The following is a 16,321-nucleotide window of genomic DNA, read 5'->3' on the forward strand; positions in this document are numbered from 1 at the left end:
CGATATAAAGACTAGTAATGTAACTGTGTTTTAGGAGTAATTATGAAATATATTCATGCAATTATTTTTTTAATGACACATGATTTAACTGAACTAAAAAAATATTGGGAAGTTGAACTCATCAAAGGGAAAGAATTTAGATGGCGAAGACTTTTCCGTCGCTTGAAAGAGCGTCATTTTAATGGTGATTCTAATTTTGTTTTCCTATGGCGATTAGCTAATGAGATGTTCAAGAATGGAACCCAAAGACAAAAAAACGCAGCAAAACGAATCAATAATAAACTCAAAGCCAAATATAATACTGAAATCCAACTCGGTGCTAAGATTGGTGCAGGTTTAAATATTGTTCACCCAATGGCAATAGAAATAACAGCTAAAGTTGATATTGGTGAAAATTTTACCTGTTTACAGTTTGTTACTATTGGTCTTCAGCATTATCCTCTTATGATAAAAATGGGAAATAATGTCACTGTAGGATGTAATTCTGTTGTTTTGGGGGGAGAAATCAATATTGGTAATAATGTATATATTGGAGCTATGTCTTTTGTAAATAAAGATCTTCCTGATAATTGTGTTGTTTATACGAAAAAAACTAATGAGATTATTATAAAAGATAATTGCTAATTTTATAGGTATTGTTTATTGTAATGACTGATTATAAGGATATTTAGAACCATTATAATGAGAAGGACTTCATTAATAAAAATATTATTTTAAAATGAAGGGAATATGGATGAAAATATTCGTTGTTAACCTAAAAAACTCATTAGATCGTAAACAAAATATTATACAGCAGTGTGAAAAATTAGATATCGAAGTTGAGTTTTTTGAAGCAGTATATGGTAAAGAACTGTCAGAAGAACAGTTAAAAGAAAAAGTATTTGGGTATCCGGACATTATCTTATCCAAAGGTGAAATAGGTTGCTCATTAAGCCATATAGAGCTTTATAAGGAAATAGTCAAAAGAAAACTGCCCTATGCTTTAATACTAGAGGACGATACAACTTTTAGTGAGAAATTTCCTCTTCTTATAGAAAAAATCAAACAGATAATGCAGAATAATTTTTCAGATGAACCTGCTGTTCTCTTATTAAATAATGCAAAAGCAAGATATATAAATAGTGGAGCTATCTCCCTCTCCGAGAATTTTAAAATCCATAAAGCATTTGGTTCTTATTGTACAGACTCCTATATTGTTAATTTAAAAGCAGCAGAAAATCTTTATAGTCTATTATATCCAGTCAAGTTTGAAGCTGATCGCTGGGGATTATTTTATCAATTAGGTGTGGTGAACTTATATAAGTTGATACCAAGTTTATTTAAAATCAATGGGGCTTATATTTCTACTATTCAGGATGAAGAGAGAGAACGATTATTTATTACACGTAAACAACAAGTAACAAAAATGATTAAAAATCTGCCAGTTAAGATGAGATTTAATCTGTTACTTAATCGGACTAAAGTTAATTTAAATCCTTTTATGAGAAAGGGAACATAATTTATAGATTTAATCTGAATTGACTAATATTTAGTTTTCCTAAACTAAACATACTCATTTCCTCGAACACAAATAAATCCCAGCCACAATAAATAATGAGCTCACTAAATGAAACCAGGCGAGCTCAACATTTAAAAAGATAATACTGAGTAGCCCACCTGAAAGTGGAATGATGTGGGTATAAATTTCTCCTCTGGTGGCCCCTATATCTGCAATTCCTCTATTCCAAAATACATAAGATAACCAGGACGGAAAAATCACTAGATATAACAAGCCTGCAATAAAGGCGAATTGAAAGTATGGGGAGAAGTTGCTAGTAGGGTGATAGATGCTGTAAATAATCGTAACCGGCAATAAAATTAAAGCGCCGATTAAAGAACTTACAGTGACAAAGGCATTACCAGAAATAGTTTTATCTTTTTTACGTAAAAAAGAGCAGTAAAATGCCCAGCTTATGGCTGAACCCATTGTCCAGAGATCACCCTGGTTAAGATTTTTAAACGCATCCAGATTGGTAAAATTGCCTTGTAAAATCAGGTAAACCACACCAAGAGAGCTCAGTATCACACCCAGGATATTATTACGACTAATGTAATCATTAAATACCAGTTTATTTATCAGGAGTACCATTCCGGGTGTCGCTGACATATAAATCGCTGCATTGAGAGAAGAAGTGTATTGTAAACCAATATAAAGCGTCAGAGGGAAAAGTACCTGACCAAAAACTGCCAGCATGGTAACGGTTGAGAGTGATTTTTTGATTTTAGGTAAGTCTATTTTGACTTGTTTATAATACATGCACATCAGAAGCAAAGCAGTTAAGGCCCAGCGTCCTTCTGTCAGAATAATTGGATCAGTCTGATCAACTAAAATATGACCAACAACGTAGTTTCCACCCCAGAATATAGCAGCCAGTGTTAAGAGTAAATAAGTCACAGTAAAACCTCAAATCAATTACCAGTTATAGGGTAAACAGTATCATTCTAAGATAAAAAATGAGGCCATTCATAGCATTTACTCATAATTTTCATTAAAGAAATAATCGCGCTCACATGATGACATTATGCTAAAATACGCCATTCTAATAATTAGACTGTTTAAACCGAGTATTTTGTGATTGATGATTTTGCGCCAGAGGGTTTACTCGCTCAGGCGATTAAAGGCTTTAAACCAAGAGCTCCGCAACAAGAGATGGCGGAGATGGTTAGCCGTGCAATCGAAAATAAAGAACAACTGGTTGTTGAAGCAGGAACGGGAACAGGTAAAACATTTGCTTATTTAGTGCCTGCATTACGCTCAGATAAAAAAGTAGTCATTTCAACAGGCTCTAAGAATCTACAGGATCAGCTATACAGTAAAGACCTGCCTATTATCAAAAAAGCATTAGACTACTCTGGTAAAATTGCTTTGCTTAAAGGGCGCTCTAATTATCTTTGTCTGGAAAGACTTTCCCATCAATATGCAGCTGCCGGTGATTTAACGGCAACTCTTCGTGAAGATTTATCCAAAGTTAAAAATTGGTCACTGAAAACTAAAGACGGTGATACCAGCAAATGTACCACCGTTAATGAAGATAGCTCAATTTGGCCAATTTTAACCAGTACTAATGACAGTTGCACTGGTACGGAATGTCCTCATTATGAAGATTGCTACGTGGTAAAAGCTCGCAGACGGGCGATGAATGCTGATGTCGTGGTTGTGAATCACCATCTGTTTTTGGCTGATGTGGTGGTAAAAGATACCGGATTTGGTGAGCTCATTCCCCGTGCTGACGTGATGATTTTTGATGAAGCACATCAAGTGCCGGATCTGGCTTGTCAGTATTTTGGGCAGCAGCTTACAAGTAGGCAACTATTTGATTTGGCTAAAGAAATTAATCTTTGTTATCGAACGGAAGTTAAGGACATGTCTCAGCTACAAAAATGCTCAGATAAGCTCAGTAAAAGTGTACAGGATTTTCGTTTAGCGATTGGTGAAAGTGGTTTTAAAGGTAATCTTCGTTATCTTTTTAGCCAGCCAAAAGTGAAACAAGCGATTGATATTTTAAAAGATGCCTTCCTGTTTTGTCGTGATGTACTTATGCTAGGGCTTGGTCGTTCTTCGAATCTGGATAACTGTTTTGAGCGAGTCACTCAATACTCTGATCTGCTTAATCGTTTGATGGATGTGAATGCTCCAGGATTTAGCTACTGGTATGAGTGCACTTCTCATCATTTTGTATTGGCTATTACTCCACTATCTGTAGCACAAAAATTTAGTGAGTTACTGGAGGAACGTAAAGGGACATGGGTATTTACTTCTGCCACATTGTCAGTTGATCATAAGCTAGAGTACTTTACTCAAAGACTTGGCTTAGATGCAGCTAAATCGCTATTATTGGCAAGTCCTTTTGATTATGAACATCAAACACTTCTGTGTGTGCCACGTTATATTCCTTCACCTAATGAGCCAAATTCAGCTGTAAAGCTGGCTGAGATATTGCTTCCTGTGGTTGAGGCAAATAATGGTCGTTGCTTCTTCCTTTGTACCTCTTATGCCATGATGAATGCACTGGCAGAGGAATTTCGTAAAAGTTTAACCTTGCCAATTCTGGTGCAGGGTGAAACCAGTAAAGTGAAACTTTTAGAACAGTTTATTGATAAAGGTAATGCTCTGCTCATTGCTACCAGTAGCTTCTGGGAGGGAGTGGACGTAAGAGGGGACACATTATCGTGCGTTATCATCGATAAACTACCATTTTCATCGCCAGATGAGCCACTGCTTAAAGCCAGAATGGAAGATTGTCAGCTGCAAGGTGGTGATCCATTTGCTGAAGTACAAATCCCGGAAGCTGTAATTACCTTAAAACAGGGTGTGGGTCGTTTAATTCGTGATCATCAGGACCGTGGTGTGATTATTATTTGTGATAATCGTTTAGTCATGCGACCATATGGCTCGACATTTTTAAATAGCCTGCCACCATCACCAAGAACCCGAGATGTGGAAAAGGTTATTCAGTTTTTAACCCAAAAGTCATAACTTAATCATTAATTAGTTTGAGCGTATTATGTCATTAACGATTCTAGCCCTTGATACTTCAACAGAAGCCTGTTCAGTTGCTTTATTAAAAGATAACCAGATTATTGCTGATTTTATCTTATCTCAACGTGAGCATACACAGCGTATCCTGCCAATGGTAGATAAGGTTTTAATTGAAGCAGAAATTACCGTTAATGCTCTTGATGCTATTGCATTTGGACGTGGCCCGGGTAGTTTTACAGGAGTTCGTATCGGCATTGGTATTGCTCAGGGATTAGCATTTGGGGCAGATAAGCCTTTATTAGCTGTCTCAACTCTTGAAACGCTGGCTGAAAGAGCATATAGAGAATCCGGTGCAACCAATGTGATTGCAACTATTGATGCCAGAATGAATGAAGTTTACTTTGGACAATATGAACGAACTACTGATGGTAACTGGCTACTTTTAGGTAAAGAGCTGGTGATTAAACCAGAACAAGTCAGCCATTGTATTTTACCTTTCTCAAATACTAAGCCAGTGTATAGTGCCGGAACCGGATGGCAAACGTATCCGGATATGATGTCAAATATCCAGTCAACTCAAGCCCTTTTGCCAACAGCGCAAGATATGCTACCTATTGCTAAAAACTTATGGCTAACCAAACAGTGGACTGCAGTTGAAAACGTTGAACCAACTTACCTAAGAAATGAAGTGACCTGGCAAAAATTACCGGGCAGAGGATAGATTTACCATATAACTACTTAAAATAAATTATCTATTATGATAGTAGCTCAGAAATACAGGGATAGTGAGATTGCTATTTGCTACTAAATTGACTGAATAAAAACAAGAAAACCTGCCTTTTAATAAACAAAATCATTGTTAATTAAAAATAGCAGGTTTTTATTTTAATGCTAATTAATTATCTTGGAATAGACCCAGATGCTCTTTTGCATAAGCTTCAAAATCAGTGCAGCCACCGATTGGTTTCTCATCAATAAAGATTTGTGGAACTGTTTCAACAGGTTTACCAACACTTTTTGATAGATCTTCCTTAGTAATGCCTTCAGCCTGAATATCTACATAGCGATAAGAGAAATCATCACGATCTTGAGATAGCTTTTCAGCAAGTTCTTTTGCTCTTACACAGTATGGACAACCTGGACGTCCAAAAATAACAGCGTACATTAAACACCTCTTTGTTTTAAAATCTAGTTGCTACTATACTCATCTTTTCCAGAAAGGAAAGCAGTTAATGGTGTTTAATTTAATCGCTTTTAGCTATTAATCCTATATTGTGACATGGGTCATAAATAATGAAAATTATTTATCTGCTATCAACTAAACCCTTTCCAGGATTAGCTCAGTGTGTCCTGTATGTTTACAGGGTTTTGAGTTAATAAGGATAAATCCTTGTTGCTGATAAAAATTTACTGCCTGTTGATTTCTTTGATAAACAGCAAGTGTTAATACTGGATATATTTGAGATATATGATCAATAAGTTGTTTTCCGATACCCTGACGCCAGTGAATGGGATGAATAAATAGAGCTTCTAACACTTTATTATTGGTCACAGCAGCAAAACCAAGTATTTGATTTGACTCCAAAGCAAGGTAAAGATCAGAAGAGGGCAGGTACTGAGATACCATTGACGAATAATATCCCTGCCAGATGGATTTATCGATAAAGTGATGAACCATTATCGATGCTTCAAGCCAGATATCCGCACAGGTTTGAATATCACTCAATGTTTGGCGCTGAATAATATCTATTTTCTTCATTGCTATTTGAACTGGTTGCTTTTAGCATCATAATGAAAATCAGCAGCAGCTAATTTTTGACATAATTCATCTTCTACAATGTCATAATAACGTGCTAAATCGTTCAGAGACGAATACTTATCGCGTAGCTGCATATTCACAATGCTAAGTAAAATATTAACATCCATGGTTTTAAAATTAGTTAAACTCACACGCTGTCCTTCTGACTTAAATTGAAATTATCTTTATTACTTTAACCGGGTTAGTGTAAACTATTTAGCCACAGAAAATAAACGATTAGTATTTATGGTTATTCCCAGTTTTGAACAAATTATGAGCTGGCTTGATGAAGCTGGCATTGGTTATTATCAGTGTGAACATTGTCAGGCGCTGCACATCAAGCATATCCAGTCTCTAAATGATGTCTATGATGCAAAAATCGATTTTATTGATGATATTTTATATTACACGCTTATTGCAGAAGTGCGCCCAAGTGCCGTTCCGACACTGATGACTGAGTTAAGCCAAATCAATGCTGCATCACCTATTATTAAAGCGTATTTAGATATTCAGGATGATAGTTCACCAAAACTGGTACTTTTACATTCGGTAAACTGTGGAGAAGGCCTGAGTGTCAATCAATTCTCGCTCTTTTTGCTGCGAGTGGAAGAAGATGCTTTGCAAGTCATCAATGAGGTGAAAAATTGTGACCTGTTGGCTTATGTCGATCAGGATAATAATGACAATCTCTCTGGTAAGGATTTATCCACCTATCACTAAAACCAAAACTCCCGGCTGTTTGTTTTTTAATCATTTGGCCGCTATTTTATTTAATATTTCTCATTATAAGTGGACATATTTGAGAATTAGCGTATTCTCCCTTTCCGTAAAGCGAGGGTGGTGTCCTAATTTATTATCAGTTTTATTCTTCGTCCCAATTCTCCGGTTGGCCATAATAAAATAACTGACTCGCGGTTACCTCGGTTTTGCCTAACCAGCAAAATTTGGGTGTCTATTTTCCCTTGTCTAACAAGACCTGAAGATAGACATTGTGTTCAACACTGTGTTTCACCCGAACTTATGGGAGTTGTGCGGATGTTTACTCAACGTAACAAATGGTTTAGTAAAAAATCTTCTTTAAATATCATTCCAATGATTGCTGGCATGACGCTAGCGGTATCTCAACCTGTATTTGCAAAAGATGACGTTGTCCGCGTATATAACTGGGCAGGTCAAATTGGCTCTACAACTATTTCTGAATTCCAAAAAGAGACTGGTATTCGCGTTGTTTATGACGTATACGACTCAAATGAAGTTTTGGAAGGTAAGTTAATGGCTGGTCGTTCAGGTTTTGATGTCGTGTCGCCATCTGATAGTTTCCTTGCCAGACAAATTCAGTCTGATATCTATTTACCTTTAGATAAAAGCAAGTTACCAAACTGGAAAAACTTAAATCCTGAGCTAATGAAATTATTATCAGCTCATGACCCGGATAATACTTATTCAATTCCGTATGTGTGGATGACCACAGGAATTGGATATAACGTTGATATGATCAAAGCCCGTCTTGGTGATGATGCACCAACAGATAGCTGGGATCTTATTTTTAAACCAGAAAATCTTGAAAAATTAAAAGATTGTGGTGTGGCATTCTTAGATGCGCCAACTGAAGTCTTTGCGAGTGTTTTAAACTATATTGGTAAAGATCCAAATAGTACGAGTGCTAATGACTATACCGGTCCTGCATATGACTTACTGGCTAAACTACGTCCAAACATTCGTTATTTCCATTCATCTCAATATATCAATGATATTGCGAATGGTGATATTTGTGTGGTTCTTGGTTGGGCTGGTGACGTTTTACAAGCGCGTGACAGAGCAAAAGAAGCTAATAATGGTGTAAATGTTCGTTACTACATTCCAAAAGAAGGTGCGATCGTATTCTTTGATACATTTGCAATCCCTAAAGATTCTGAGAATGTGGAAGCGGCACATGAGTTCTTAAACTTTATCATGCGTCCTGATGTTGCGGCAGAAGTAACAAATGACGTGAACTTTGCAAGTGCAAATTTAGCAGCAAATGAGTTCATTCGTCCGGATGTTCTTAATGATCCGGCGGTTTACCCAACGCCAGCAGCAATGGAAAAATTATTTACGCTAAAAGTACAAGAGCCAAGACTTGAACGTACTATTACTCGTACCTGGACTAAAGTCAGAACTGGTAAGTAATAGACATTAGTTAAAAGCTAAAATAGTATAGACGGAAGAGCTACTCCTCCGTCTACTTTTTTTATAACACAGTATTGTTATGAGGAATTGTGTTAAATGAATGAAACCGTAATTCATGCTCATCCAAAAAAGAAAATGGTGACACCATTATTAGAAATTAAAAACTTAACCAAAGTTTTTGGTGACTACTATGCGGTGGACGATCTTAATCTAACTATTTATGAAGGTGAAATTTTTGCCTTACTTGGTGCGTCGGGTAGTGGTAAGTCGACACTGCTGCGTATGCTGGCAGGTTTTGAGCAGCCGACATCTGGTCAAATTTTACTGGATGGTAAAGACTTAGCACAGGTTCCACCATATCAAAGACCGTTGAACATGATGTTTCAATCATATGCTTTATTCCCTCATATGACTGTAGAGCAAAATATCGCTTTTGGTTTAAAACAAGATAAACTTTCTTCCCAGGAAATTAAACAACGTGTGGCAGAAATGCTAGCACTAGTGCATATGGAAGAGTACGGTAAACGTAAACCGCATCAGCTTTCTGGTGGTCAGCGTCAACGTGTCGCTTTAGCGCGTAGCTTAGCAAAACGTCCTCGTCTGTTATTACTTGATGAGCCAATGGGTGCGCTTGATAAAAAACTTCGTGACCGTATGCAGCTTGAAGTTGTTGATATTCTTGAACAAGTAGGTGCGACTTGCGTCATGGTTACCCATGATCAGGAAGAAGCAATGACAATGGCTGGTCGTATTGCTATTATGAATAAAGGACAATTTGTTCAAATCGGTGAACCAGAAGAGATCTACGAGCATCCAACCAGCCGCTATAGTGCTGAATTTATCGGCTCAGTAAATATTTTTGAAGGCTTGTTACAAGAAACTCTGGATGATGGCTTATTAATTGCCTGTCCGGCACTGCGCCATCCTCTTAAAGTTGACTTTGATTCTCCGGTTGTTGAAGGTGTACCTGTTATGGTTGCGCTGCGCCCGGAAAAAATTCAACTGTGTGAAGAGATCCCTGAAGAGGGATGTAACTTTGCTATTGGTGAAGTGGTCAATATCGCTTATTTAGGTGACTTATCCATTTATCATGTGCAGTTACATAGTGGTCAGATTATTTCTGCTCAACTACAAAATGAACACCGTTTCCGTAAAGGAATGCCAACCTGGGGTGATGAAATGTACCTATGTTGGGAAGCGGATAGTTGTGTTGTACTTACTCTCTAATTTAAGATGGGGAAAGTAGAAATGTCTCATTCTTCTGATGTAACTAAAGAAGATAGCAAATCATTCGCTTTATGGTTTGATATGTTTCTGGGGAAACATGGCCGTAAATTTGTGATCGCCGTACCTTATTTATGGATGATCCTGCTATTTTTATTACCATTTTTAATCGTCTTTAAGCTTAGTTTCTCTGAAATGATCCGGGCCATTCCTCCTTACACTGATTTAGTGTCATGGGAAGATGGTCTGATGAGTATTTCATTGAACTTTGGTAACTATATCAATTTAGTTGACGATACGCTTTATATCAGCGCTTATCTGCAGTCATTAAAAATTGCCTGTATCTCAACTTTACTGTGTATTTTAATTGGTTATCCTCTGGCGTGGGCAATATCTCAGTGTAAATCATCAACACGTAATATTTTATTATTACTGGTCATTTTACCATCATGGACATCATTCTTAATTCGAGTTTATGCATGGATTGGGATCTTAAAAAATAATGGTTTACTTAATAACTTCTTGATGTGGTTAGGTGTGATTGACCAGCCTTTGGTGATATTAAATACGAATATTGCAGTGTATATCGGTATTGTTTACTCCTATTTACCGTTTGTAGTACTGCCAATTTATACTTCACTGACTAAAATTGATAATACATTGATTGAAGCCGCGCTTGATTTAGGTTGTAAACCAATTAAAGCCTTCTTTACCGTCATTATTCCACTGACTAAAAGCGGAATTATTGCCGGCGGAATGTTAGTATTTATCCCGGCTGTAGGTGAATACGTTATTCCTGAACTACTTGGTGGTTCTGATACGATTATGATCGGTCGTGTTCTGTGGCAGGAATTCTTTAATAATCGTGACTGGCCGGCGGCAGCTGCGGTAGCGTCAGTAATGTTATTGATTCTGATTATTCCTATCTTCTACTTTAATAAGTATCAAAATAAAGAGATGGGAGGTAAATAAGCATGAACTTTTCTATTATTGGTCGTTCAGCACTAGGCGTATTTATTGCTACTTTAGTTCTCTCATTTGCATTGACGATTTTAATTTCGTCGATGAGTATCGTCAGTTTACTGACTTCTCCGGGGGAACATGCTGATTTCTTTATTGGTATCTTAGTCTTTAGTGTGATTGTCACTGTCATTGTAACAATGGCTTTGATGATTAAAAGTTTGAAAGCTCTGATTCTATTAGTTGTCTTTTCATTCTTATATATCCCAATGTTGATGCTGGTTGTTTACTCATTTAACAGCTCGCGTCTGGTGACAGTCTGGGCGAGCTGGTCAACCAAATGGTATGGCGAATTACTCAGTAATACAGCACTGATTAAAGCGGTTGGATTAAGTTTAAGTATTGCAGCGGCATCAGCAACGATGGCCGTTCTGCTTGGTACTCTAGCTTCGTTTGCTATCGTGCGTTTTCGTCGTTTCCGTGGTGCTAATCTGTTCTCATTTATGACGACAGCACCTCTGGTTATGCCTGATGTTATTACTGGTCTGTCATTACTATTATTATTTGTAGCGATGGGACAAGCACTTGGCTGGCCACAAGATCGTGGTGCGCTAACTATCTGGATGGCGCATGTAACATTCTGTACTGCTTATGTGGCGGTTGTTGTGAGTGCAAGACTGCGTGAACTAGATAAGTCATTAGAAGAAGCGGCAATGGATTTAGGTGCTAATCCATTAAAAGTATTCTTTATCATTACCATTCCAATGATTGCACCGGCACTGATTTCTGGCTGGTTACTGGCATTCACTTTATCGCTTGATGATTTAGTTATTGCCAGCTTCGTTGCCGGACCGGGTGCAACAACCTTACCAATGCTAATTTTCTCCAAAGTTAGACTTGGGGTTGACCCGCAAATTAATGCGCTGGCAACGATTATTCTTCTGATTGTCGGTATCATCGGATTTATTTCATGGTTGATGATAAGAAGAGCAGAAAAAAGGCATCTTAGAGAATTAAGACGTCATTAATTCTGAAACTGAATAAAACAAGGGAGCGTAAGCTCCCTTGTTTTTATAAAGTGATGTTTTTATAGTGCTATGTTTTTAGAGTTATTTAATAAATAGATTGAGTTTACGCTCGAAGAGTGATAAATATATTGCCCATGTTACAACGTCGCTGTCACTTTATACATATATGAAATATCAACAACTAGAGAATTTAGAATGTGGCTGGAAATGGGCTTATCTGGTGAAAAAACACCGGGAAGGGGAGCCCATTACGCGACATATTGAGCGTAGTGCTGCGACAGCTGCTGTAGGGCAGTTGTTACAACTGGAAAACAATCCGACAGGTGTACTGGACTGGATCGATCAGCATATGAATCCTGAACTGGATAATCGTCTGAAACAAACTATTCGTGCCAGACGAAAAAGACACTTTAATGCTGAACAACAGCATTTGAGAAAGAAATCGATTGATCTTGAGTTTCTTGTATGGCAACGTTTAGCCAATTTAGCAAAACGTAGGAATTCGACACTATCTGAAACTATCATTCAACTGCTGGAAGATGCAGAACAGAAAGAGAAATATGCAAATAAGATGTCGTCATTAAAACAAGACCTCGAGTCATTACTTTTTACGAATGATAATCAATAGATAGTGTCGTCAGGATTGAATTTTAAAATAGACGATCATATATCACTGCTATTGAGACAAATTAAAAATATTAAGGTGTAGTTATGGGTAAGTCCCTGGTAATAGTGGAATCACCAGCAAAAGCAAAAACAATTAATAAATATTTAGGTAAAGAATTTGTTGTTAAATCAAGTGTTGGACATATTCGTGATCTGCCTGTAAGCGGAACGGGTAAACGTATTTCTGTCGCTAAAAAAGATGATAAAGCAGAAGATAAGAAAACCAAAACGAAGCGTTCAGCACAACAAGCTCTTGTCGATCGTATGGGTGTTGATCCATATAACGACTGGAATGCACATTATGAAATCCTGCCGGGTAAGGAACGTGTTGTTTCGGAACTGAAAAAACTGGCTAAAGATGCTGATACCATTTACCTCGCAACCGACTTGGATAGAGAAGGGGAAGCGATTGCCTGGCATCTGAAAGAAGTGATTGGTGGGGACGAAAGCAAATATCGCCGTGTAGTCTTTAATGAGATCACGAAAACTGCCATTCAAAATGCCTTTAAAGAACCAAATCACTTAGATATTAACCGGGTAAATGCTCAGCAGGCGCGTCGATTTATGGACCGCGTAGTGGGCTTTATGCTATCTCCACTACTTTGGAAGAAAGTAGCCAGAGGGCTATCAGCGGGTCGTGTGCAATCAGTTGCTGTACGTCTTGTGGTTGAACGTGAACGTGAAATCCGTGCTTTTATTCCGGAAGAGTTCTGGGAACTTCATGCTGACTTACTAACGGCTAAACAACCTATCAATATGCAGGTCACTCACTTTAAAGGTGAAGCGTATAAACCTGTTAATAGAATGGAAATTGATTTAGCACTTGAGTTACTTGATGGTGTGCAGTATCAGGTTACCGAACGTGAAGATAAACCAACCAAAAGTAACCCGGGAGCTCCGTTTATTACCTCAACATTACAGCAGGCAGCAAGTACGCGTCTGGGCTTTGGTGTTAAGAAAACCATGTTACTGGCGCAGCGCCTTTACGAAGCAGGTTATATTACTTATATGCGTACTGACTCAACCAATCTTAGTCAGGATGCGATCACCATGGCTCGTGGCTATATTGGTAAAAAGTTTGGAGATAAATATTTACCAAAATCATTTAATATCTATTCCAGTAAACAAAACTCACAGGAAGCTCATGAAGCGATTCGTCCTTCTGATGTGAATTTGTCATCTGAGCAGATTAAAGATGTTGAAGCTGATGCTAAAAAGCTTTATCAACTGATTTGGCAACAATTTGTGGCGTGTCAAATGACGCCGGCTGAATATGATTCAACGACCTTAACAGTTAAAGCAGGTGATTTCCTGTTAAAAGCTAAAGGCCGCACATTACGTTTTGATGGCTGGACTAAAGTGCAACCAGCACTGCGCAAAAATGATGAAGATAATATTCTTCCTCCGGCGGCAGTGGGTGACAAACTGACTTTAGTTGAATTACTACCAAGTCAACACTTTACTAAACCGGCAGCGCGTTATAACGAAGCTTCTTTAGTTAAAGAATTGGAAAAACGTGGTATTGGTCGTCCGTCTACTTATGCAACAATTATTTCTACCATTCAGGATCGTGGTTATGTTCGTTTAGAAAACCGTCGCTTCTATGCTGAAAAAATTGGTGAAATCGTCACTGATCGTTTAACTGAAACATTCGACGATCTGATGAGTTATGACTTTACTGCGCGCATGGAAGATGAGCTGGATGACGTTGCGACTAAAAAGACTCAATGGAAAGCTGTACTCGATGCCTTTTTTGGTGATTTTAATAAACATCTGGAGCAAGCAGAAAAAGATCCTGATGCCGGTGGTATGCGTTTAAACCAATTGGTTCCTATTCCAATTTCGTGTCCTAACTGCTCACGTCAAATGGGGATTAAAACAGCAAGTTCAGGTGTATTTTTAGCTTGTACAGGTTATAGCTTACCGCCGAAAGAGCGTTGTAAACAAACCATTAATTTAATCCCGGAACATGAAGCGCTAAATATTCTGGAAGACACTGAATCAGCAGAAACGAATGCTCTGCGTGCTCGTAGACGCTGTACCATTTGTAATACTGCGATGGATACTTATCTGTTAGATGGTAGCCGTAAATTACATATCTGTGGTAATAACCCGATTTGTGAAGGCTTTGAAGTGGAAGAAGGTAACTTTAAAGTGAAAGGCTATGAAGGGCCAATTGTCGAGTGCGATAAATGTGGTTCGGATATGCACTTAAAATCAGGCCGTTTTGGTATTTACATGGGATGTACTAATCCAGATTGTAAAAATACCCGTAAGATCTTAAAAAATGGTGATGTAGCTCCACCAAAAGAAGATCCGGTAGCACTACCAGAACTTAAAACCACTAAATCAGATGCGTACTTTGTTCTGCGTGATGGTGCGGCAGGTATTTTCTTAGCAGCGAATACATTCCCGAAATCTCGTGAGACAAGAGCACCACTGGTTGAAGAGTTAATTCGTTTTAAAGATCGCTTGCCGGCTAAATATGAATACTTAACTCAGGCTCCGACAGAAGATCCGGATGGTAATAAAGCGGTTGTTCGTTTTAGTCGTAAGAATAAAGAACAATACGTCACGTCTGAGAAAAACGGCAAGGCGACTAGTTGGGCGTTACATTACGTTAACGGCAAATGGGTAAGCACTAAAGCAAAATAAGATTAATTCAATTTGATTAATCTTAACTGACAAGGAAGAAGGCTGAGATGAAACTGCAACAACTTCGTTATATTGTCGAAGTAGCCAATCACGACTTAAATGTGTCGTCGACTGCAGACAGCCTTTATACCTCTCAGCCGGGTATCAGTAAGCAAATTAAACTTCTGGAAGATGAACTGGGCGTGCAAATTTTTGCACGTACCGGTAAACATTTAACGAGTATTACGCCAATTGGTGAAACGATTATTGCTCTTTCGCGGGAAGTGCTCGCTAAAACCAAATCGATTAAAGATATTGCCAGCGAACACCACCAGCCAAATACCGGCACATTAAATATCACCACAACTTATACGCAGGCGCGTTATGTTCTGCCGCAAGTGATTCAGCAGTTTATTCAAAAGTATCCTAAAATCTTATTGCATTTAGAGCAGGGTATGCCTGATCAGCTGATTGAAGATGTGATTAGTGGAAAGGTTGATTTTGCGATCACAACAGACTTACCGGTGGTGAACGAAGAGTGTGTGGTACTGCCTTGTTATCACTGGAACTATTCTGTTGTCGTCAAAAAAGACCATCCTTTAGCAAAAGAGCCAAAGCTCACAATCGATATGCTGGCAAATTATCCGCTGGTAAGTTATGACTTCTCAAATGATGGTTCTGACCTTTATCATGCGTTTGCCAAAGCGCAAAAAACACCAAATATAGCGTTCAGTACTGCTGATGCAGATCTGATCAAAACTTACGTTAAACTTGGTGTGGGCGTTGGTATTGTGGCAAAAATGGCGGTTAATACCACAGAGGATAGTGATTTAGTGGTACTCAATGCAGGTCATCTGTTCTCTTATAACACCACCTATATTGTCTTTATGCGTAATCTGTTTTTACGTCACTATATGTACGATTTCATCAATCAATTTTCATCTCATCTGACTAAAGAACTGGTCAATAACGCGCTGGATTGTGGCTCAAACACTGAGATTCAGGCGATGTTTAATGGTATTAAATTACCGGTTAAGTAATCTCACTTATTATTTATATATTCATCATCTGAGTAATAAATATGTCATTAATATTTATTGAATTTATTATGATGTTAAAATAGCGACACCCCTAATTTACCCTTTTTATTTTGGTTCTTGTAACCATTTGATTTTATTAAAGATAAATAAAGGCTAGAAAAAAGGGTTATTTAATGTAAATATATCCTCGCTCTTTAAAAACTAATGCTTAGAGAAAATATAACTCTAGTTCACTGCTGTATAAGCAGTTTAGAAATGATTATTAATATTAAACTTAAATTGG

The 16,321-nt window shown here is 37.8% G+C and carries 16 protein-coding genes; 12 read left to right on the top strand and 4 right to left on the bottom strand.

The window, feature by feature from the left end:
- The first annotated feature begins 42 nt into the window (after nt 1-42).
- Together IPMB12_RS05660 and IPMB12_RS05665 are read left to right on the top strand one after the other, a co-directional pair.
- Nucleotides 43-624 carry an LbetaH domain-containing protein gene (locus IPMB12_RS05660; RefSeq protein WP_166915781.1) on the top strand — a complete coding sequence of 194 codons (582 nt, stop codon included), beginning with the start codon at nt 43-45 and terminating at the stop codon, nt 622-624.
- 109 nt (nt 625-733) lie between these two features.
- On the top strand, nt 734-1,498 hold the full coding sequence (locus IPMB12_RS05665; protein WP_166915783.1) for a glycosyltransferase family 25 protein: 765 nt from the start codon (nt 734-736) through the stop codon (nt 1,496-1,498).
- Nucleotides 1,499-1,552: 54 nt separating this feature from the next.
- Here IPMB12_RS05665 and IPMB12_RS05670 read toward each other — a convergent pair whose 3' ends face one another.
- Entirely contained in the window at nt 1,553-2,434 is an 882-nt protein-coding gene (locus IPMB12_RS05670; RefSeq protein WP_166915785.1) for a DMT family transporter, read from the bottom strand.
- A 177-nt stretch (nt 2,435-2,611) separates the two neighbouring features.
- Here IPMB12_RS05670 and IPMB12_RS05675 point away from each other — a divergent pair, with 177 nt between their 5' ends.
- Entirely contained in the window at nt 2,612-4,516 is a 1,905-nt protein-coding gene (locus IPMB12_RS05675; protein ID WP_166915787.1) for an ATP-dependent DNA helicase, read from the top strand.
- A 28-nt stretch (nt 4,517-4,544) separates the two neighbouring features.
- A complete protein-coding gene (gene tsaB, locus IPMB12_RS05680; protein ID WP_166915789.1) occupies nt 4,545-5,240 on the top strand; it encodes a tRNA (adenosine(37)-N6)-threonylcarbamoyltransferase complex dimerization subunit type 1 TsaB in 696 nt (231 codons plus the stop codon).
- 174 nt (nt 5,241-5,414) lie between these two features.
- Here the strand turns inward: tsaB and IPMB12_RS05685 are convergent, their stop codons facing one another.
- The 3 genes from IPMB12_RS05685 to IPMB12_RS05695 form a co-directional block, all read right to left on the bottom strand.
- Complete coding sequence (locus tag IPMB12_RS05685) at nt 5,415-5,684, bottom strand: GrxA family glutaredoxin (RefSeq protein WP_166915791.1); 270 nt, start codon at nt 5,682-5,684, stop codon at nt 5,415-5,417.
- Between the two features lie 153 nt (nt 5,685-5,837).
- Nucleotides 5,838-6,278 (bottom strand): GNAT family N-acetyltransferase, encoded by a 441-nt coding sequence (locus IPMB12_RS05690; RefSeq protein WP_166915793.1) that lies wholly within the window; start codon nt 6,276-6,278, stop codon nt 5,838-5,840.
- A gap of 2 nt (nt 6,279-6,280) precedes the next feature.
- On the bottom strand, nt 6,281-6,469 hold the full coding sequence (locus IPMB12_RS05695) for a DUF4250 domain-containing protein (RefSeq protein ID WP_166915795.1): 189 nt from the start codon (nt 6,467-6,469) through the stop codon (nt 6,281-6,283).
- Nucleotides 6,470-6,563: 94 nt separating this feature from the next.
- Between IPMB12_RS05695 and IPMB12_RS05700 the strand changes: the two genes are divergently transcribed.
- From IPMB12_RS05700 to cysB, 8 genes are all read left to right on the top strand, one after another.
- Nucleotides 6,564-7,037 (top strand): YbjN domain-containing protein, encoded by a 474-nt coding sequence (locus IPMB12_RS05700; protein ID WP_166915797.1) that lies wholly within the window; start codon nt 6,564-6,566, stop codon nt 7,035-7,037.
- 315 nt (nt 7,038-7,352) lie between these two features.
- The gene (locus tag IPMB12_RS05705) at nt 7,353-8,486 is read left to right on the top strand and encodes an extracellular solute-binding protein (protein WP_166915799.1); all 1,134 of its coding nucleotides are present in this window, start codon (nt 7,353-7,355) and stop codon (nt 8,484-8,486) included.
- Nucleotides 8,487-8,582: 96 nt separating this feature from the next.
- Nucleotides 8,583-9,713: a putrescine ABC transporter ATP-binding subunit PotG gene (potG, locus tag IPMB12_RS05710; protein WP_166915801.1), complete on the top strand. Its 1,131-nt coding sequence runs from the start codon at nt 8,583-8,585 to the stop codon at nt 9,711-9,713.
- An 81-nt stretch (nt 9,714-9,794) separates the two neighbouring features.
- A complete protein-coding gene (potH, locus tag IPMB12_RS05715; RefSeq protein WP_407704073.1) occupies nt 9,795-10,682 on the top strand; it encodes a putrescine ABC transporter permease PotH in 888 nt (295 codons plus the stop codon).
- 188 nt (nt 10,683-10,870) lie between these two features.
- Complete coding sequence (gene potI, locus IPMB12_RS05720; protein WP_166917706.1) at nt 10,871-11,698, top strand: putrescine ABC transporter permease PotI; 828 nt, start codon at nt 10,871-10,873, stop codon at nt 11,696-11,698.
- 166 nt (nt 11,699-11,864) lie between these two features.
- On the top strand, nt 11,865-12,326 hold the full coding sequence (matP, locus tag IPMB12_RS05725; protein ID WP_166915805.1) for a macrodomain Ter protein MatP: 462 nt from the start codon (nt 11,865-11,867) through the stop codon (nt 12,324-12,326).
- Nucleotides 12,327-12,409: 83 nt separating this feature from the next.
- Nucleotides 12,410-15,019 (top strand): type I DNA topoisomerase, encoded by a 2,610-nt coding sequence (topA, locus tag IPMB12_RS05730; protein WP_166915807.1) that lies wholly within the window; start codon nt 12,410-12,412, stop codon nt 15,017-15,019.
- Between the two features lie 47 nt (nt 15,020-15,066).
- Nucleotides 15,067-16,038: an HTH-type transcriptional regulator CysB gene (cysB, locus tag IPMB12_RS05735; RefSeq protein WP_166915809.1), complete on the top strand. Its 972-nt coding sequence runs from the start codon at nt 15,067-15,069 to the stop codon at nt 16,036-16,038.
- Nucleotides 16,039-16,321 lie beyond the last annotated feature (283 nt).

Origin of the sequence: Zophobihabitans entericus, from assembly GCF_011745665.1 — a bacterium.
GTDB classification, from domain to species: Bacteria; Pseudomonadota; Gammaproteobacteria; order Enterobacterales; family Orbaceae; genus Zophobihabitans; species Zophobihabitans entericus.